12 protein-coding genes are annotated in these 19310 nt (G+C 64.7%); 6 read left to right on the top strand and 6 right to left on the bottom strand.

Annotated elements, in window-relative coordinates; all coding sequences use genetic code 11:
• Nucleotides 1-173: 173 nt before the first annotated feature.
• Complete coding sequence (gene dnaK, locus AC0L2D_RS12765; RefSeq protein ID WP_024502156.1) at nt 174-2090, bottom strand: molecular chaperone DnaK; 1917 nt, start codon at nt 2088-2090, stop codon at nt 174-176.
• Between the two features lie 213 nt (nt 2091-2303).
• Between dnaK and AC0L2D_RS12760 the strand changes: the two genes are divergently transcribed.
• The 5 genes from AC0L2D_RS12760 (at nt 2304) to AC0L2D_RS12740 (ending at nt 12144) form a co-directional block, all read left to right on the top strand.
• The gene (locus AC0L2D_RS12760; protein WP_473541202.1) at nt 2304-4547 is read left to right on the top strand and encodes a hypothetical protein; all 2244 of its coding nucleotides are present in this window, start codon (nt 2304-2306) and stop codon (nt 4545-4547) included.
• Between the two features lie 10 nt (nt 4548-4557).
• Nucleotides 4558-8403, top strand: coding sequence for a DUF7929 domain-containing protein (locus tag AC0L2D_RS12755; protein WP_473541201.1), 3846 nt, complete (start codon nt 4558-4560; stop codon nt 8401-8403).
• 222 nt (nt 8404-8625) lie between these two features.
• A complete protein-coding gene (rpe, locus tag AC0L2D_RS12750) occupies nt 8626-9303 on the top strand; it encodes a ribulose-phosphate 3-epimerase (protein ID WP_027161168.1) in 678 nt (225 codons plus the stop codon).
• Between the two features lie 408 nt (nt 9304-9711).
• Complete coding sequence (locus AC0L2D_RS12745) at nt 9712-10452, top strand: GntR family transcriptional regulator (RefSeq protein ID WP_024502152.1); 741 nt, start codon at nt 9712-9714, stop codon at nt 10450-10452.
• Between the two features lie 177 nt (nt 10453-10629).
• The gene (locus AC0L2D_RS12740; RefSeq protein ID WP_473541200.1) at nt 10630-12144 is read left to right on the top strand and encodes a malonate--CoA ligase; all 1515 of its coding nucleotides are present in this window, start codon (nt 10630-10632) and stop codon (nt 12142-12144) included.
• 27 nt (nt 12145-12171) lie between these two features.
• Here the strand turns inward: AC0L2D_RS12740 and AC0L2D_RS12735 are convergent, their stop codons facing one another.
• The 5 genes from AC0L2D_RS12735 to AC0L2D_RS12715 are packed head-to-tail and all read right to left on the bottom strand — an operon-like array spanning nt 12172 to nt 18150.
• Nucleotides 12172-14211, bottom strand: a complete 2040-nt coding sequence (locus AC0L2D_RS12735; RefSeq protein WP_013528580.1) for an ABC transporter ATP-binding protein/permease — start codon at nt 14209-14211, stop codon at nt 12172-12174.
• Nucleotides 14212-14262: 51 nt separating this feature from the next.
• On the bottom strand, nt 14263-15441 hold the full coding sequence (gene nagA / locus AC0L2D_RS12730; RefSeq protein WP_013528579.1) for an N-acetylglucosamine-6-phosphate deacetylase: 1179 nt from the start codon (nt 15439-15441) through the stop codon (nt 14263-14265).
• Nucleotides 15438-16472: an SIS domain-containing protein gene (locus AC0L2D_RS12725; RefSeq protein ID WP_024502148.1), complete on the bottom strand. Its 1035-nt coding sequence runs from the start codon at nt 16470-16472 to the stop codon at nt 15438-15440. Before AC0L2D_RS12725 ends, nagA begins: the two co-directional genes overlap by 4 nt.
• A 17-nt stretch (nt 16473-16489) precedes the next feature.
• On the bottom strand, nt 16490-17272 hold the full coding sequence (locus AC0L2D_RS12720; RefSeq protein ID WP_473541198.1) for a GntR family transcriptional regulator: 783 nt from the start codon (nt 17270-17272) through the stop codon (nt 16490-16492).
• Nucleotides 17269-18150 carry a glucosamine kinase nucleotide-binding domain-containing protein gene (locus tag AC0L2D_RS12715; protein ID WP_473541197.1) on the bottom strand — a complete coding sequence of 294 codons (882 nt, stop codon included), beginning with the start codon at nt 18148-18150 and terminating at the stop codon, nt 17269-17271. Before AC0L2D_RS12715 ends, AC0L2D_RS12720 begins: the two co-directional genes overlap by 4 nt.
• Nucleotides 18151-18349: 199 nt before the next feature.
• Here AC0L2D_RS12715 and AC0L2D_RS12710 point away from each other — a divergent pair, with 199 nt between their 5' ends.
• Nucleotides 18350-19309 (top strand): N-acetylmuramic acid 6-phosphate etherase, encoded by a 960-nt coding sequence (locus tag AC0L2D_RS12710; protein WP_013528575.1) that lies wholly within the window; start codon nt 18350-18352, stop codon nt 19307-19309.
• The last annotated feature ends 1 nt before the right edge of the window (nt 19310 follow it).

Genomic DNA, 19310 nt, shown 5'->3' with positions numbered 1-19310 from the left:
GTTGCGTCTCTTGCCGGCACTGACGCTTCGATTTAGGTGCGATGGAAGGGGGATGCCAGTGTCGACGCGGCTTTGCCTGCATTTTTTCAGCAAGGCCCGCTGTTTTTCTGCAAGGGGTTGCAAAAAAGCCCGGCCTTCGCCGGGCTTTTCGCTTTATCTTGCCGTCAAACGGTTCAGGCCGACTTCTTCTTGTCGTCGTCCTCGTCGATTTCCTCGAAATCGGCGTCGACAACGTCACTGTCCTTGGCGGCGTCCGCCTTGGCGTCGGCTTCCGCCGCTTCCTTCTGCGAAGCCTCGTACATGGCCTGGCCAAGCTTCATAGAAGCCTCGGCCAGCGCCTGGCTCTTGGCTTCGATGTCGGCCGCGTCGTCGCCTTCGGTCGCGGTCTTCAGCGCCGCGATCGCGTCGGAGATCGCCGTGCGCTCGCCTTCCGAAACCTTGTCGCCATATTCCTTCAGCGACTTCTCCGAGGAATGCAGCAGCGCTTCGGCCTGGTTGCGGGCCTCGACCAGCGCACGCCGCTTCTTGTCGGTCTCGGCATTGGCCTCGGCGTCCTTGACCATCTTCTCGATGTCGGCGTCCGAAAGACCACCCGATGCCTGGATGCGGATCTGGTGCTCCTTGCCGGTCCCCTTGTCCTTGGCCGAAACGTTGACGATGCCGTTGGCGTCGATGTCGAAGGTGACCTCGATCTGCGGTACGCCGCGCGGCGCCGGCGGAATGCCGACCAGGTCGAACTGGCCGAGCGCCTTGTTGTCGGCGGCCATTTCGCGCTCACCCTGGAAGACCCGGATGGTCACTGCCGACTGTGAGTCCTCGGCCGTCGAGAACACCTGGCTCTTCTTGGTCGGGATCGTCGTGTTGCGTTCGATCAGGCGGGTGAACACGCCACCCAGCGTCTCGATGCCGAGCGACAGCGGCGTCACGTCGAGCAACAGCACGTCCTTGACGTCGCCCTGCAGCACGCCGGCCTGGATGGCGGCGCCGAGAGCGACGACCTCATCCGGATTGACGCCCTTGTGCGGCTCCTTGCCGAAGAACTGCTTCACGATTTCCTGGATCTTGGGCATGCGGGTCATGCCGCCGACCAGGACGACTTCGTCGATCTCGCCCGCCTTCAGGCCGGCATCCTTCAACGCCGCCTTGCAAGGGGCAATCGTGCGCTGGACGAGGTCGTCGACCAGCTGCTCGAACTTGGCGCGCGTCAGCTTCAGCGTCAGGTGCTTCGGCCCGGTCGCGTCGGCGGTGATGAAGGGCAGGTTGATTTCGGTCTGGGTGGTCGACGACAGCTCGATCTTGGCCTTTTCAGCCGCCTCCTTGAGGCGCTGCAGGGCAAGCTTGTCGTTCTTCAGGTCGATGCCCTGTTCCTTCTTGAACTCGGCCGCCAGGTATTCGACCAGGCGCATGTCGAAATCCTCGCCGCCGAGGAAGGTGTCGCCATTGGTCGACTTGACCTCGAACACGCCATCGCCGATTTCGAGCACCGAAATGTCGAACGTGCCGCCGCCAAGGTCATAGACGGCAATGGTCTTGCCTTCCTTCTTGTCGAGGCCATAGGCAAGCGCTGCCGCGGTCGGCTCGTTGATGATGCGCAGCACTTCAAGGCCGGCGATCTTGCCGGCATCCTTGGTCGCCTGGCGCTGGGCGTCGTTGAAATAGGCCGGAACGGTGATGACCGCCTTCTCGACCTTTTCGCCGAGATAGGCTTCCGCCGTCTCCTTCATCTTCTGCAGGATCATGGCCGAAATCTGCGAGGGCGACTGCTTCCTGCCGCCGGCTTCGACCCAGGCATCGCCATTGTCGCCCTTGACGATCTTGTAGGGGACAAGCTTCTTGTCCTTCTCCGTCACCGGATCGTCATAGCGGCGGCCGATCAGGCGCTTGACCGCGAAGATGGTGTTTTCAGGATTGGTGACCGCCTGGCGCTTGGCCGGCTGGCCGACCAGACGTTCGTCGTCGCCCGAGATGGCGACGATGGAAGGCGTCGTGCGCGCGCCTTCCGCATTCTCGATTACCTTGGGCTCCTTGCCATCCATGATGGCGATGCAGGAGTTGGTGGTGCCGAGATCGATACCGATTACTTTTGCCATTTCTCTAGTCTCTCCGCTAAGCAGGCTCTCAGGACCCGTACAGGCGTTCCGACGAAAGCCCCTGTTCACAAGAAATCCCGTTCCGGCAACCGGCATTCCGGCGCCGAACGGCTTGGCGCGTATATAAGAACAGGCGGCATCGCGCGCAAGCATTCTGCGCAGGCCTTCCATGAACCTTTCCATCTCCGCCCGCGACTGATCTCCAGGTGCCGCATGGTGCGGCCCGGAAAGGAAGCCCCCATGACCAATAACCCAGAGGCTCTGAGGTCTCCGGGAACAACAGGAGCTCGGCGCGACCACCGCCTTCGGGACGGGGTCGATGCGCTGGGCTTTCCGCTGATTCCGTTGACCCTGCGTAAGACCAGGCGTATCGTCGTCTTGAGGAAAGCAGACAATTCGATCAGGGAAGAACGAGCCGGACCGCCGCGCCTTGCCCTGATTTGCGCGGCCAGCCCCGACGTTCTCCCGTCGACTACGGGGGGTAGTGTCATGTCTCGCATCCGCGGCTCGTTCGTGTCGTCTCTTGATGGCGGCTTGCGCCGTGCTGTGCATCCAGGCGGGTTGCTGGCGCTGGCACTCGGCCTGTGGCTGGGCGCCGCGCAGGCGCAGGAAACCCGGATCATCTATCCCGGCTCGATGGCGGTGACCGGATTCTCCGGCACCATCATTCCCAATTTCGACCCCCCTGATTCCGAAAAAGAGGGCCTGCCGCCCGGCGTCGATCCGGTCGACGAAACCTTCATCGACCCCACGCGCGCCACCTTGCGCGTGTTCGACGTTTCGCATCTGGGCGGCCCAGCCTCCGGCCAGCTGGTCAACACGCCGCCGCCCTTCGAGGTGACGGCGGAGCAGATCGGCCAGGTGTTCGGCGTCACCTATGATGACGGCGTGCGCGACGGCGTTCCATCGGGCATTCCCAATCTCTATGCCGGCGCCACCTCGCTGCACGGCATCCGTATCGTCACCCCGGATGCCGACGATGACGGCCGCCCCGAGAGGCAGCGCCGCGGCGTTGCCGGCGCCACCTTCATGGATGGCCAGTTCGGCACCGAAAACGGTGGTGGGCCGGGCACCGTCTGGAAGATCGACGGCATCACCGGCCAGGTCTCCAAATTCGCCGACATCGACACCAACAGCGGTCCCGGCATCGGCAATCTCACTTTCGACGCCACTCACCGCGAGTTCTTCGCGTCCGATCTCGACACCGGCCTGATCCATCGCATCGACGCCGAAGGCAGACTGATCGACAGCTTCGATCACGGCGTTGCCGGCCGGCCCACGCATGGGCTCGCTCCCGTCGCCGACGATGGTTCGGTGATGGACATACAAGGTGCCGCCTTCGATAGCGAAGACCCCGACAGCTGGGGCTACACGCAGGACGAGCGCCGCGTCTGGGGTGTCTCCTACCATGGCGGCCGGCTCTACTATTCGGTCGGCGAAAAGTCGGAAATCTGGTCGGTGGGCATCGCTCGCGACGGCAGTTTTGCCGGTGACGCGCGCTGGGAACTGACGGTCAGGGCCGACAAGGACTACGCCGTCACCGATATCGCCTTCGACAATAGCGGCTTCATGTACCTGGCCCAGCGCGGTCCGGTCGAGAACCGTTACGATTACAGCCAGTTCGCCGATTCCGGTAAAGGCGAGGTCATCCGCTACTTCCGGGAGAACCCGGACGATCCGGAAACGGAATCGCTCTGGGTCGAAGTGCCGCAGGAATATGCGGTCGGCTTCCCCCAAGGCAACCGGCAGTCGGCCGGCGGTCTTGATCTGCAATATGGCTATGATGCCGACGGCAATCTCGACAGCTCCGTCTGCACGCAGACGCTGGTCAACACGGGCGACAAGCTGCGCGACAATCCTTCACTCGCCGAACAGCTCGCAGCCGGCGGGCCGCTGGCCGTACACGGTGTGCAGATCACGCCGAAAGAGCTGGTCAAGCCGGCCAATGTGCCGCCCTTCGGCTCATGGTTCGTCGACTTCGACGGTTATTTCGAAGACCCGGAGGTCGAGGGCCATGTCGGCGATGTTGCCGTCTGGCACCCTTGCGAGGGCCGCGCCGGCTATTACGAGGAAATCCCGGGCGGCTACCTGCCCCCCTTCTACCCGCCGGATTTCCCACCACCCGGCAACCTGCCTCCATGTCTCGACGTCGACGACGTCCAGTATTACTGCACGCCTTCCGGCCTCGAGGCCGATCTCTATCTCCATGACCATGCCGGCTTCGGCGGCGATTCGATCAAGGTCCAGTCCAGGACGCCAGGCGTCGGGGTGACATCATCCCAGTCGCATGCGCCCGGCAAGCCCTACACGATCGACATCACCGGCCACTATCCGGGCGACACAGTCGATGTCGGGCTCTGCTTCTACAGGAAGTCCGACAAGGACAAGGGTGGCTATTACCCTTGCTGCAAGATGACTTTGCCGCTCAGAACCCCAGCCGCCAGCTGCGAACGTTGAGGAGGGGAAGATGAAAAATCTCGCACTCTCCCCGCTCGCAACGAACGCCCAAACAACCGTCATGGAGACGATCATGAAACCCCTGTCATACGCCAGGCGCGGCGCGCGCTGGCTGATGGCGGCCGGTATCGCGGTCGCCATGTTCACCCCGGTGCAAGGCTTTGCAGAAGACGCTGCCTCGATCACCCCGGAGCTGAAGCTCGATCTCGACAGTTCGCGCGTCGTCACTCCGAGGCCTGACCAGGTGGTGCCTTTCTTCACCAAGACAGGCGTTCAAAGAGGCTGCGATTACGTCGTCTACTCGCTGAGCTTCGGCTTGCGCGGCGATCCGCAGGGCCTTGCCGACCCGAGCCTCGAGGCCAGGCTGAAGAAGGTCAGGATCGACTTCAAGGACCAGCTTCCGCACGGCCTTGCGATCATCAACGTCAACGTGTCCGGCGACGGCACGGATTCGTCCGGCGGACCACTGCCGGGTGCAACGATCAGCACTTCGGCAAATCCGAACGATACTGCCACGGTTTCCGATTTCCGCATCTCCACGTCCGATGTCGACGGCGTCGGCGCTGCCAACGAGCGTGTGATCAACTTCGCGATCACGGCCAAGATCGATCGTGCGGCATTTCCCGCGCCGACGATCGTCGACAACCAGGGCATGATCAAGGTGACGGCCGGACCGGGCACCGGGACCATCATCCCATCGCAGGATCCGAGCAAGCCCGACGACGGTGACTTCAAGACCGGCGTGAAGACCTCGATCAAGATCGACGTCACCAAGTGCAATCCGCCACCGCCACCTCCCGGCAAGGAATGCTTCAAGGTGGAACGCGGTACGGTCGACTGCGTGCCCGGCGGCGGCGCCTTCATCTATCACATGCCGGTCGGCCCGGAGATGGGCGGCAAGTGGGTGCAGGTGTCGACGAGCACGCCCGGCATCAACATCATCCCCGATACCCAATTGGTGCCGGCGGGCGGCGGTGTGCTCAACTGGAAGATCGTCGGTGCCTCGCCCGGCGACGTCATCCACCTCATCGTCACCGGCATCGAAACCTATGCCGGTCCGAAGGAAGGCTGGGGCCTGTGCTGCACGCAGACGATCGACATCGTCATCCCGCGTGACCAGAGGTGCCCGCCCAGGGACAAGGAGCCGGACCTCAAGGTCGAGAAACGCGCCGACGTGACGCGTTGCACGATGGGCGGCGGCTGCGACTTCACCATCAGGGTCACCAATGTCGGCACCGGAGCCTACCACGGCAAGATCGTGCTCGACGAGGTGACGCTGCCGGCCGGCTCGACGCTCGATTCAGGGCCAAATCCACCTTGGGTCTGCGTACCCGGAACCACCCCGATGACCTGCACCTATCCGGTGACCACGCTCAATCCGGGGGCCTCCGTCGACCTCAAACTCGGCTTCAAGCCGGCCGGAGGCTGGCAAGGCGGTGCTTTACGCAACTGCGCCACCTACAATTATGGCGCCAGCGGCAAGCCGCTGTTCGGCAGCCAGTCGAACGATCGCGGCTGTGCCTCGATCCCGATCTGCCGGCGCGGCGACCGTGACCGCGACTGCCGGCCGCTGGTGGAGAAGAAGGTCGACCTGATCCTGAAGAAGCGTGCCCGCGTCCCGGTCTGCTCGGCCGACGGCATCTGCACCTTCGTGATCGACATCATCAACAACGGCACATCGACCTATAACGGACCGCTGACGGTGATCGACAGCTATCCGGGCGGCGCGCCGTCCTCCTCGACCTTCGGGCCGAGCCCGCCCTGGACATGCGGACCGAACGGCCCCGGCCAGTTCCGTTGCGACAATGCCGGCATCTCGCTGCCTGCGGGCGCCTCGACGCCGATCTTCGTGAAGGCGGTCATGCCGGCCGGCTACCAGTCGGACACTGTCGAGAATTGCGCTGAGGTGAAGCCCATCCCCGGTGAAAACGACCTCACCAACAACAAGGCCTGCGCCAAGGAACGCTTCCGTCATCCCAATGGCGGCAAGCCGACCCTGCGCATCACCAAGGTGTGCAACGGCTCGCTCGCCGGTGCCGCGGTCGTCTCTTGCCGCATCACCGTCATCAGCCTTGGCACCGCTGCCCCCAACGGTCCGGTGCGGGTCAACGATGCCGCCACGCTGGTGGCCGGCGGCGCGCCCGTCCAGATCCAGACCGTCACCCCCGACGGCGCGGAATGGGCGTGCGGACCGGTTCCGGCCAATGCGCTGTCGTGCCAGATTCCCGGTGCCGTCATGACACCTGGAACCAGCCGCCACTTCGACGTGACGGTCTCGGCGAATGGCGCGTTCGAAAACTGCGCGCGCGGCTCCTATGGGCCTGCGCCGAGCGACGACGTCGTCTATCCCTTTGGCCAGGCCTGCGCCAAGGGCGGCGGTTCTTCGACCATCCGTGTCGAAAAGACCGGCGACCGCGAATGCAGGCTCGGCCAACCCTGCTCGTTCGAGATCACCATCACCAATGACGGAGCGACCGCCTTCTCCGGGCCGGTCCGCATCGGCGATGCGATCGGCGTGGAGGGGCTCGGCAGGCTGGAAGGCGTTGAGATCACCTCGATCGATCCGCCCTTCGGCTGCTCGCCGGAACCGGCAACCTTGCCTGCGTCCTGCATTGCCAACCTGACGCTCGGCGCCGGCGAAAGCCGGGTACACCATGTCACCGTGGTCATTCCCGACGACGGCCGCCTGGCCAATCTGCAGGGCAATGTCAGCGGCCAGAATTGCGTCGGCGTGCTGTCTCCCGACACACGGGTGCAGGGCGGTGGCGACGTGCTTGGCGGCGATCAGATCAATGTGCAGGGCGATCGCGGCAAGGCCTATGCCTGCCATCCCTTCACCATTAGCCAGGAGACGAGGAAGGAATGCTCGCAAGGCTTCGTCATGAACGATGCCGGCCGCTGCGTTTGCCCCGAAGGCACCACCTACCGCAACGGCCAGTGCTCGCCGGGCGGTGGTATCGTGCCGAAGCCGGAACAGCCGAAACGCTGTGTGCTGCTCGAGGGCCAGATCCGCACCGAGGACGGACGCTGCGTCTGCCCACGCGGAACCGGGCTCGAGAACGGCAGGTGCGTCAGGACCGACAAGCCCGAGCAGTGCACTATCCGTGGCCAGGTCCACAATGCGGATGGCGATTGTGTTTGCCCCAGGGGAACCGAGATCAGGGGCAATGGCTGCCGCCCGATCCAGCCAAAGCCGGAGCAGTGCACGATCCGTGGCCAGGTCCACGATGCCGATGGAGACTGTGTCTGCCCGCGAGGGACCGAGGTGCGCAATGGCGCCTGCCGTCCGATCCGGCCGAAGCCTGAGCAGTGCATCATCCGTGGCCAGGTCCACGACGCGGACGGAGACTGCGTCTGCCCGCAAGGCAACGAGGTCAGAAACGGCGCCTGCCGCCCGATCCGGCCAAGGCCTGACCAGTGCACCATCCGTGGCCAGGTCCACGACGCCGACGGCAATTGTGTCTGCCCGAGGGGTACCGAGGTGCGGGGCAATGCCTGCCGGCGCAAGCAGCCGACGCAGGAGCAATGCGACATACGCGGCCAGGTCCACAACAAGCGCGGCGAGTGTGTCTGCCCGCGCGGCACCGAGGTGATCAACGGCGCATGCCGCAGGCAGGAGGTGGAATGCGCACCGGGCTCGCAGATGATCGATGGCCAGTGCCAGCCGATCATCAGGAGGCGCTGCCCGGAAGGCACGATCGGGCGCTACCCGAACTGCCGGGCGGTCCGCGGACAACCGTCGCTGGAGCTGAACCCCGGCCTGCTGCTGCAGCAGGTGCTGCCACGGCGCAGGCCGCAAGTCGAACAGCGGCAGGACCAGGTTCCAGACAGAATCCTGAAGCTCCAGCAGCAATAACCACCTGCTCGACACGAGACCAGAAACCCCGCCGGAGCAATCCGGCGGGGTTTTCTTCGCAGCTGTGGGGACAAGCGGGAATTGGCCGCACCATGATCGCGGATAACGGCACGCGTCCCAGCCTGCGCGTCGACCGCGCCTGCACCCTCGACAAGTCGGCTGCGGCGCATTAGGCAGTCGATAGGGTGGCCAACGAGAAGGACACTCGGAAAGGCCGCATCCATGAGCAGAAAGACCCTGATTGCACCATCGGTGCTGGCATCGGATTTTTCCAAACTCGGCGATGAGGTCGAAGCGGTAGCGGCAGCCGGCGCCGACTGGATACATCTCGATGTTATGGACGGGCATTTCGTGCCCAACATCACCTTTGGCCCGCCAGTGATCAAGGCGATCCGCAACCGCACCAAGGCCTTCTTCGACTGCCATCTGATGATTGCCCCGGCCGACCCCTATCTGGCCGCTTTCGCCGAGGCCGGCTGCGACGGTTTGACCGTCCATGCCGAGGCCGGCCCGCATCTTGACCGCTCGCTGCAGACCATCAGGAACCTTGGCAAGAAGGCCGGTGTGTCGCTCAATCCGGCGACGCCGGAAAGCGTGGTCGAATACGTGCTCGACCGGCTCGACCTGATCCTGATCATGACCGTCAATCCGGGCTTCGGCGGCCAGGCCTTCATCCCAGCGATCGTCGACAAGGTGAAGCGGGTCAAGGCCCTCATCGGAGGCCGGCCGATCCGAATCGAGATCGACGGCGGTGTTTCAGCCGAAACCGCGCCGCTGGTCACCGCTGCCGGCGCCGACGTGCTGGTGGCGGGCGCCGCCATCTTCAAAGGCGGCAGCGTCGAGGCTTATCGGCAGAACATCCAGGCGATCAGGACGGCAGCCGATAAGGCAGCCGGTTGACCAGCAGTGTTCCCGCGTCAGCCCTGCATGCCGGCTAAGGTTCTGGTGCCGGGCGGGTTTGTGAAGCTTTTGGGGCAACGGCATCGGGTGTGAGCGATTGCCTGATTCGGTTTTCAGCTCCGTCGTCTATGCCCAAAGCAGACAGTTGATCTCGCACGAATACAAAAGAACAAAAAGAACAGGTTCTCCTGCGTGCATACAAAACATGTTAAGTGCCCGCAGGTTGTGAAAATGCACGGAATTACAGCATTGAACTCCCAAATGCCGCATATTCCTTTGTGCTAAAGTACAATAACGTGATCTTCTGCTTGAGCAGGCGAATCTTCGCGCTGTATGGTACAAGTACGAGAAGGCGAATGCTTTCGGACTCGAATCGCCCGGGACAAGTCCTGGGGACAAGGAGTCGCTTTGACATACGGAGCTGCCAATCTGAACGACGACGCTGCCGGACCGAAGAGCACGCTTGCCACTACGGTCTATCAGCAATTGCGGGACGATCTTCTCGGCGGTGTCCTTGAAGCCGAGAGCAAGCTGCGGGTCGAGTGGGTGGTCTCCAAATATGGGGCCGGCGCCTCGCCTGTCCGCGAAGCCCTCAATCGCCTCGCCTCGGAAGGGCTTCTCGGCCGGCACGACCAGCGCGGCTTCTTCATCATGCCGGTCAGCGCCTCGGAACTCGAGGAGCTGACGCGCACCCGCTGCTGGCTCGAGGAGCGAGCGCTTCGCGAATCCATCACCCACCGCACCGCCGAATGGGAAGAACAGCTCGTGCTGGCGCTGCATCGCCTGGGACGCGCGTCACGTCTGGCACCGCAGAATCTCTTCTCGCTCAATCCCGATTGGGAGAGGCTGCATCGCATCTTCCACAGGGTGCTGATTTCGGCCTGCCGGTCGCAATGGCTGGTGGGCTTTTGCGACCAGCTCTCCGATCACGCCTATCGCTACCGGCAAATGGCCAATGATGGCGAAGGCGTCCAGCGCGACGATTTCGGCGAGCATCGTCTGATCGCCGAATGTGCCCTCGACGGCAATGCCGACGGTGCCGTCGAGGCCCTGCTCAACCACTACCGGTTGACTGCGGCCATGTGCATGAAGCGCTTCGAGCAGGACGAGGAAACGAAAGAAATCGCCGGCAAACGCGCTCGGCGATAGCAGTCGTTTCCTGGCGGGTCTCTTGTGCTCGTTTCTTGCACGCAACCTGCGTCGGCGCGGCCGGCGTGAACCGCTGTCGGCGGGCTTGACGGCGCGGCCAAGAACCGCGAACTCTCGCCGCCGAGGCATGCCGCGACAGGCGCATGCTCAGCGCCGCAGCACCCCAGGGAAGTCTTCATGAGCAATCATCTGTTCGATGCGTTCCGGTTCCGGATGCCGGCGCCAGCGCGCTTGCTGATGGAAACCGATGATGGCCGCTCGATCACCTATGGCGATATGCTGGCCCGCTCGGCGCAGTTTGCGCATGCGCTCCTGCAACTGGATGTCGAGCCCGGTGACCGCGTTGCCGTGCAGGTCGAGAAGAGCCCGGAAGCGGTCATGCTCTATCTCGCATGCCTGCGCGCCGGCGCCGTCTTCCTGCTGCTCAACACCGCCTACACGCTGGCTGAGCTGGAGTATTTCTTCGGCGACGCAGAACCACGCCTGGTCGTCTGCGATCCGGCAAGAGCGGCCGACATCGGCGCGCTGGCGGAAAAGACGGGCGCCGTCACCGTCACGCTCGGCCGCGATGGCCGGGGATCGCTGACCGACCAGGCCTCGCGGCTGCCGACGGATTTTCATGACGTGGCGCGCGGGCCGGATGACCTCGCGGCAATCCTCTACACGTCGGGGACCACCGGCCGTTCGAAAGGCGCCATGCTCAGCCACGAGAACCTTGCTTCGAACGCGCGCGTGCTGGTCGAGCACTGGCGTTTCACCGGAGACGACGTGCTGATCCACGCATTGCCGATCTTCCACACGCACGGCCTGTTCGTCGCCACCAACGTCGTCCTGATGGCCGGCGCCTCGATGCTGTTCGAGCAGAAGTTCGATCCGGCCCGCATCGCCTCGCTGCTGCCGCGTGCCACGGCCCTGATGGGGGTGCCGACCTTCTACGTGCGCCTGCTGCAGCATGAGGGGCTGGACCATGAGGCGGCGAAAAACATCCGTGTGTTCATTTCCGGGTCGGCGCCGCTGCTGGCCGAGACGCACAAGGCCTGGCGCGAGCGCACCGGCCACGCGATCCTCGAACGCTACGGCATGACCGAGACCAACATGAACACCTCGAACCCCTATGAGGGCGAGCGGCGCGCCGGCACCGTCGGTTTCCCCTTGCCCGGCGTCACGCTTTGCATCACCGATCCAGACAGCGGCGCAGCGCTTGCGCAGGGCGAGGTCGGCATGATCGAGGTGAAGGGCCCAAATGTTTTCGGCGGCTATTGGCGCATGCCGGAGAAGACCAAGGCGGAATTCCGCGCCGGCGGTTTTTTCATCACCGGCGATCTCGGTACGATCGACGCCGACGGTTATGTCCACATCGTCGGCCGCGGCAAGGACCTGATCATATCGGGCGGCTACAACATCTACCCGAAGGAGCTCGAAAGCGAGATCGATGCGCTCGACGGGGTTAGCGAAAGCGCCGTCATCGGCGTTGCCCATCCGGATTTCGGCGAAGGCGTCACCGCCGTCGTCGTGCGGGCGCCGTCATCGCGGATCACCGGTGCCGAAATTCTCGGCGCCATCGCCGGACGGGTGGCGAAATACAAGCATCCGAAGCGGGTGATCTTCGTCGATGAACTGCCGCGCAACACCATGGGCAAGGTACAGAAGAACCTGCTGCGCGACACCTACAAGGACATATACGCATCATAGTTGCGCGGTGCCCGGGGCAGCGGCGCCTTACTCCTTGCGCGCCCTTTCGACCCGACTGCCGGAGCCCCACAAGGCGCGCTTCAGCAGGTTGCGCTTGCGCGGCACGAGGTTGATGTCGCTGACAAGCTTGGCGCCGCCCTCGCGCCGTTCGAGGGTGATCTTGCGGCTGTGGAAGGCTTCCAGCTCGGCACGGTGCGCCACGCTGATGATGGTGACATCGGGCAATTCGCGGATCACCGTCGCCATCATGGCGTCCTGGCTCTTCTCGTCGAGCGCCGAGGTTGCTTCATCCAGCACGACGATATCGGGGCGGTGCAGCAGCAGGCGCGCGAAAGCGAGACGCTGCTTTTCGCCGCCCGACAGCGTCTGGTCCCATGGCGCTTCTTCCTTGATCCTTTCGGCAAGATAGGCCAAGCCGACCTTGTCCAGGGCGGCCTTGATCTGTTTGATCGTCCACTTGTCCGCGGCCGCGGGATAGGCGACCGCGCGGCGAAGCGTGCCCGAGGGGATGTAGGGACGTTGCGGCAGCATGAACAGTCGCCTGTCGGCATGAAAATTGACGCTGCCGCCGCCCCACGGCCACAGGCCGGCAACGGCCCGCACCAGCGTCGACTTGCCCGAGCCGGATTCGCCAGCCACCAGCACACGCTCGCCAGGTTCGATCGCAACCTCGGTTTCCTTGACCACGGAGGTGCCGTCGTCGAGCGTGACGGAGAGATCGTCGAGGCTGAGCATCGCACCGTCTTCGGTTTCGCCGTGCTGGATGCGTCCGAGCGCGTCGCTCTGCTCCGCACGCTCGAGCCCGTCGAGCGACATCATCAGCGAGGCGATGCGTCGCGCCGAGGCGTTCCAGTCGGCAAGACGCGGGTAGTTGTCGACCAGCCATCCGAACGCGCCCTGCACGATGGCGAAGGCGGAGGCAGCCTGCATCACCTGTCCGAGCGACATCGAGCCTTCGAGGAATTTCGGCGCGCAAAGCAGGACCGGCACGACCGGCGCAAACAGGCTCGATCCCTGCGACACCAGCGCCGTGCGCATGTGCTGGCCCGTCAGCAGCGCCCATTGCCTGAGCACATGACCGAAATTCCTGTCGATGCCGCTACGCTCCTCCTCCTCGCCGCCGAGCAATGCGATGCTCTCGCCGTTTTCGCGTACCCGCGTCAGCGTGTAGCGGAATTCGGCTTCCGCCTGGTTCTTCTGCTCGGAGAGGCGGACGAAATGCCGGCCGATGACCACCATCGACGTGGAGGTGATGGCGGCATAGATGACCGCGGTGATGACGAGGAAGCCGGGAATGGTCAGGTTTTCGCCACCGATCGGCAAAGTGAGCGCGCCGCCGATCGTCCACAGCACCACGATGAAGGTCGAGGCCGACAGGAACGCATTGAGGACGCCGGAGATGAAATCGACGGGTGACTCGGTGGCGATCCGCAGATCCTCCGTGAGGCGGGCTTCGGGGTTCGAGTGGTCGCCGGCGACGAGGTTCAACTGGTAGTAGCGGCCATTGGCAAGCCAGCGTGCGATGACGGCGGTGGTCAGCCAGGAACGCCAGCGGCGCTGGATCGTCATGCGCAGATAGACCTGCGCGACCACAAGGCCCGCGCTTCCAGCGACGAGCGGCAGGAATATGGCGCTAAGCACATAGACGGTGTGGACGTTGCGTTGCTCGATGGCGTCGAAGAAGGAGCGGTTCCAGACGTTGATCCCGTACTGAAAGCCGACATTGACGCAGATCAGGATCAACAGCCCGATCGTGAGCGGCCAGGCAAGCCCATCGCCCCGCCTGGCCCAGTAGCCGCGCCCGCTGATCCAGAAACGCCGCAGCAGGTATTTCCGGCGCGCCTGCTCGGCTTCTTCGGGCGTCAGTTGCGGGTCCGGCTCGACAGCCTCCGGTGGCGGTCCCGGCTGGCCGTCGACCTCGGGGGCAGCTTCGGCAGTCGGCGGTTTTTTTTCGCGCAGATCCTCGTGGCGCGGCCTGTGGTCACGCGGCGCTTGCTGTCGCGGCTTCAAGGCACCGCGCGGTTTGATGCCGTCGGCCTGTTTCAATTTGGGTTTCGCCTCGGACATACGCTCCGACAACGACCTCAAAATCAAAAGGTTTCACGACGACAGCCGATATCAATGCGCAGTGCCGTAGCCGGCTCCAAAAACCTTTTCGCCGCCGATCCAGACGCCCTTCGGGTCGAGATCGTCCGACAGCGCGACAATATCCGCAGCCGTGCCGTTGGCGAATCGGCCAAGCCGGTGCGACTGGCCGATTGCTTGCGCCGGATAGAGCGAAGCCATGCGCAAGGCCTCGGAAAGCTCGACCCCGATGACGCGGTGGGTGAAACGAATGGCCGAGATCATGTCGAGATCGGCGCCCGCCAGCGTTCCGTCGCCGAGCCGCAGGCTGCCATGCCTGCGATAGATGGTACGGCCGTTGAGCGTGAACGACGTCATGTCGGTGCCGATTGTCGCCATGGCGTCGGTGACCAGAACAATCCTGGCCGGCCCCTGCTTGGCGCGCAGTGCGATCTTGATGGTGGCCGGATCGACATGGATGCCGTCGGCGATGAGACCGGCCGACAAGGTGCCGATGTCGATGGCGGCGCCAGCCAGGCCAGGCTCGCGATTGCCGATCTGGCTCATCGCATTGAACAGGTGGGTAACCATCGAGGCACCCGCCGCGGCAAAGGCGCTGGCGGTGGCGTAGCCGGTGTCGGAATGGCCAAGGCTGACGATGACGCCGGCCTTAGTCAGCGCCGCGACGCGAGCCGGCTCGACGGATTCGGGCGCGATGGTGGTCAGCAGCACCGGCAGCTTTTGCCGCGCCGCGATCAGCATCGCCTGATCGGCATCGGTCATCGGCCGGATCAGCGCCGGATCATGCGCACCCTTGCGGGCGACCGACAAATGCGGGCCTTCGAGATGCAGCCCGAGAAAGCCAGGCACCTTCTGGCGCGCCGCTGCCTCACCGGCGGCGACAGCGGCGGCCGTGATTGCAGGCGTGTCGGTGATCAGCGTCGGCAGCAGCGCCGTCGTGCCGAAGGGCGCGTGCGCGCGGCAGATGGTCTCGATGGAAGCGACATCGGGATGGTCGTTGAGCATGACGCCGCCGCCGCCATTGACCTGCAGGTCCACGAAGCCCGGCACCAGCAGGCCGTCACCGGCGTCGACGAGGGCGATGTCCGAGGGGACGGCGCCCGTGGGCAAAATGGCCTCGACGAGACCGTCGCGCACGACCAGCGCGTGGCCTTCATGCCAATCGTCGCCGTCGAAAATCCGGGCGCCAGTCAGGGCAAAGCGATTGCTCATACGGTCTCCGTCACCTTGCGAAGATTGCGCGGCGTGTCCGGGTCGAGACCGCGATGGCGGGCAAACGCCTCGACGAACATGTAGAAGGAGACGATCAGCGTCAGCGGATCGGTCAGCGGATGGCCGGTGGCGACATGCGGCAGGCGCACGGCGCGTTGGGCAAGTGCCGAGGTGACGAACACCGGCGCGCCCTTGGCCGCCAGGCTGTCGGCGGCCTCGGCAATCGACGGTTCGGACGCGTCGCGCGCGGCCAGCGCCAGCACCGGAAAATCGGGGCCGACCAGCGCCAGCGGGCCATGCATGACCTCGGCGGCGCTGTAGGCTTCCGCATGCATGCCGCAGGTCTCCTTGAATTTCAGCGCAGCCTCATTGGCCATCGCCGCCGACGGTCCGCGGCCGAGGATGAACAACGACTTCTGCTTCTCGATCGTCTCAGAGAGCACGCTCATCCAGTCGCAGGCGATCGCCTTGCCGAAATGCTCCGGCAGGCGGGCAAGCGCCGCCAGCAGCGCATCGTCGCCGGTGGCATGCGCCATCAGAGCGAGGCCGGCGACGGCCGAATTGATGAAGGTCTTGGTGGCCGCGACGCTGCGCTCGGGGCCGGCCAGGATGTCGATCGCATAGTCCGAGGCACGCGCCAGCGGCGAATCGGCGGTGTTGGTGATGGCGACGGTCAGCGCGCCTCCCGCCCGCGCGGTTTCGGCCATGGCGACGATGTCGGGGCTCTTGCCCGACTGCGAGATCGCCAGGCAGGCCGAGCCGGCGAGCCTGAGCTTGCGGCCATAGATCGAGGCGATCGACGGCCCGACCGATGCGACGGCCAGGCCCGCGGTCAGCTCGACGGCGTATTTCATGAAGGTGGCGGCATGGTCGGACGAGCCGCGCGCCACGGTGACGACGAACTGCGGGTCACGTTCACGGATGCCGCGCCCGGCTTCGGTCAGCACGGCGCCGGAGCCGTCGAGCAGGCGGGCGACGGCCTGCGGGACCTCCTCGATCTCGCGCCGCATATGGGTCATCTCTGTCGACATGGTCGGCTCTGTCGTGCTCATGGTCGGCCCTCTTCGCTCGGCCCTGTCAGCCGCAGTTCGGCGACGAAATCATAGGCGTCGCCCCGGTAGATAGAGCGGGTGAATTCGATCACCTTGCCGCTCGCCAGATAGGAAATGCGTTCGATGTGCAGGCCGGCAATGCCTGGCGGCACTTCGAGCAGGCGCGCGTCGCTGTCGCCGAGATTGGCGGCGGAAATGCGCTGCACCGCCCGCACCGGCCGATTGCCGGTCAATTCCAGCGCGGCATAGAGCGAGGAGCCTATATCGGCCGGGTCGGGCAACACGCTGGCCGACAGCGAGGCCCGCTCGATCGCCAGCGTCGTGTCGTTGGCAATGCGCAGGCGCGCCACGCGCGCCACCAGTTCGTTCGACGACAGGCCGAGCACCATCATTTCATCGGGCGAAGGTGCGTAAAGGCCGCGGTCGAGCCATGCCGAACGCACCACCATGCCGCGCCGCGCCATGTCTTCGGTAAACGAGGTCAGCCGCGACAGCGACTGTTCGACACGCTCCATGCGCGGCGCCACGAAGGTGCCGGAGCCGTGGCGCTGCACCAGGATGCCGCCCTTGACCAGGTCCTGCACCGCCTTGCGCACGGTGACCCGCGAAATATCGGCCTTGGTGGCGATGTCGCGCTCGGAGGGCAGCGCGTCGCCCGGCCCGATCAGGCCGCGATTGACCGCGTCCTCGATGCTCTTGCGCAGCTGCAGATAAAGCGGCGCGCCGCTTTGCGCCTGATGTTTCAGCGTGGCGAAGATCTGGTCGGCGGCCTCGCTCATCGAGTTGCCTCCGCGTGTCCGGCGAAAAGGCGAACCGCCATCTGCACCGCGCCGCCCAGCGCGTCGTCGAGCGGCGGCTTCAGCAGCGCCCGGTAGCGGGCAGACAGGCGCGGCGCGTAGAGCGGCGCCAGCCCGCCGAGGAGGCACAGCGGCGCGTCGTCGGCGAGATCGAGCGCGCCGAGCGAGGCTTCGACATCGGCAACCACCCTGTCGAGGATCCAGTTGGCGACGCTGTCGCCCTTCTCGGCGTGTTCGAACACCTTGGGTGCGAAGCCGCCGAAATCGCCGGGCTTGGCATTGGTGGTGAATTCGACGACATCCTCCGGGTTGTTGCGGAAGACGGCCAGCATGCTCTGCGTCAGCGGCGAGCCCGCGCGGACGCCGTCATAGGCAAGCAGTGTCTGTTCGAGCAGGTCGCGGCCGATACGGGCGCCGCTGCCCTGGTCGCCAACCTGGAAGCCCCAGCCGCCGATGGCGCGCGATTTGCCTTGTATGCGCGCCATATAGGCGGTGCCGGTGCCGAGGATCGCCATGGCGCCGTCACCGGAGCCGACAGCGCCTTCCAGCGCGATTTCGGCGTCGGTCTCGACGCGGCTGATGCTGAATGGCAGGATCGCCTCGAGCTGCTGCCGGTAGGTGCCGACATTGGCGCCGGCAAGGCCGAGAATTGCGGGCGTTCGCGGGATCAGTTCCGGATCCTGCCCGGCGACGAGGAACGCCTGCCTGGCGGCCTCGACGATGTTCGAGCGGGCGCCGGTCAGGTCGGTGCGGATGTTGGCGGCGCCGCTTTTGGCGCGGCCGATCACCGTGCCGTCCGCCGTTGCCAGGGCGGCCCTGCAGCTGGTGCCGCCGCCATCGATTCCGAGCACGAAATTCACGTTGATTTCTCCTCCGGGCGGATAATACCAATAAAATACCAATAGCCAAGGGTTAATTTCCGTTTCAAAAAGTTTAAGCCGTATTTTATTGAAAAATCTGCGTATTTCGGCGGCTCAGCGATTTCCGGCCCGCGAATTCGTTAATGCGTGTGGACAAGTGGTATTTTTTTGGTATTGTTCTGGTATTGGAGGAACCGGGATGGCCGAAACGCGCACCGAAGCGCTTCACAAAAATGCCGAGGGGCTGGATATCCAGCCTCCGGACGCCATCCTTTCCTATTTGGCCGATGCGCAGATCGAAGCCGCCAAGGTGGTGCGCCATGCCATTCCATCCATCGCCAGGGCCGCCGAGATCATCGCCGGCAGGCTGAAGAGCGGGGGCAAGCTTGCCTACGCCGCGGCCGGCAGCTCAGGCCTGATGGCACTGGCCGATGCGCTGGAGCTGCCGGGCACCTTCGGCATTCACCGCGACCGCATCGCCATCCTGATCGCCGGCGGCGACGACGCTTTCCGCACGCTGGCCGGCGGGCCGGAAGACGATACCGAGGAAGCCGCGGCAGCGGTCGCCGAGGCCAGCCTCGGCAAGGGCGACTGCCTGATCGCCATTTCCGCCAGCGGCACGACGCCCTATGCCGTGCGGGCCATCCAGGAGGCTGCCCGCCGCGGCGCTGCCACCATCGGCATCGCCAACAACAGGGACTCTGCGCTGCTGCGCCAGGCACAAACCGCCATCCTGCTCGAAACGCCGCCGGAACTGATCGCCGGCTCCACGCGCATGGGCGCCGGCACTGCCCAGAAGATCGCGCTCAACATGCTGTCGACGCTGACCGCCATCCATCTCGGCCATGTGCATGACGGCTACATGGTCAATCTCATGGCCGACAACATCAAGCTGCGCGACCGCGCGGCGCGCATCGTCGCCGCCGTGAGCGGCCGCGGCACGGACGAAGCGGCCCGCCTGCTCGAAAAGAGCGGCGGCGCGGTCAAGACCGCCATTCTGCTCGCCGCCGGCGCCGACAGCACTGACGCGGCGCAGAAGATACTGGAAGAGGCCGGCCAGAAGTTGCGGCCGGCCCTTTCCGCTATAGAGGGGAGCAAGGGCTCAAAAGCCTCTGTTCTCATCAAAACCGAACCTGAAAAAGGTCAACAGGGAGACTGAG

This window comes from Mesorhizobium sp. WSM4833 (assembly GCF_055811095.1).
This window is presented reverse-complemented; position numbering and strand designations above follow the sequence as displayed.

Coding starts and splice junctions, on each gene's coding strand:
- AC0L2D_RS12740 (WP_473541200.1), top strand. CDS start 10,630: ATGAGCAATCATCTGTTCGATGCGTTCCGGTTCCGGATGCCGGCGCCA.
- AC0L2D_RS12735 (WP_013528580.1), bottom strand. CDS start 14,211: ATGTCCGAGGCGAAACCCAAATTGAAACAGGCCGACGGCATCAAACCG.
- AC0L2D_RS12710 (WP_013528575.1), top strand. CDS start 18,350: ATGGCCGAAACGCGCACCGAAGCGCTTCACAAAAATGCCGAGGGGCTG.
- dnaK (WP_024502156.1), bottom strand. CDS start 2,090: ATGGCAAAAGTAATCGGTATCGATCTCGGCACCACCAACTCCTGCATC.
- nagA (WP_013528579.1), bottom strand. CDS start 15,441: ATGAGCAATCGCTTTGCCCTGACTGGCGCCCGGATTTTCGACGGCGAC.
- AC0L2D_RS12720 (WP_473541198.1), bottom strand. CDS start 17,272: ATGAGCGAGGCCGCCGACCAGATCTTCGCCACGCTGAAACATCAGGCG.
- rpe (WP_027161168.1), top strand. CDS start 8,626: ATGAGCAGAAAGACCCTGATTGCACCATCGGTGCTGGCATCGGATTTT.
- AC0L2D_RS12725 (WP_024502148.1), bottom strand. CDS start 16,472: ATGTCGACAGAGATGACCCATATGCGGCGCGAGATCGAGGAGGTCCCG.
- AC0L2D_RS12755 (WP_473541201.1), top strand. CDS start 4,558: ATGAAAAATCTCGCACTCTCCCCGCTCGCAACGAACGCCCAAACAACC.
- AC0L2D_RS12760 (WP_473541202.1), top strand. CDS start 2,304: ATGGTGCGGCCCGGAAAGGAAGCCCCCATGACCAATAACCCAGAGGCT.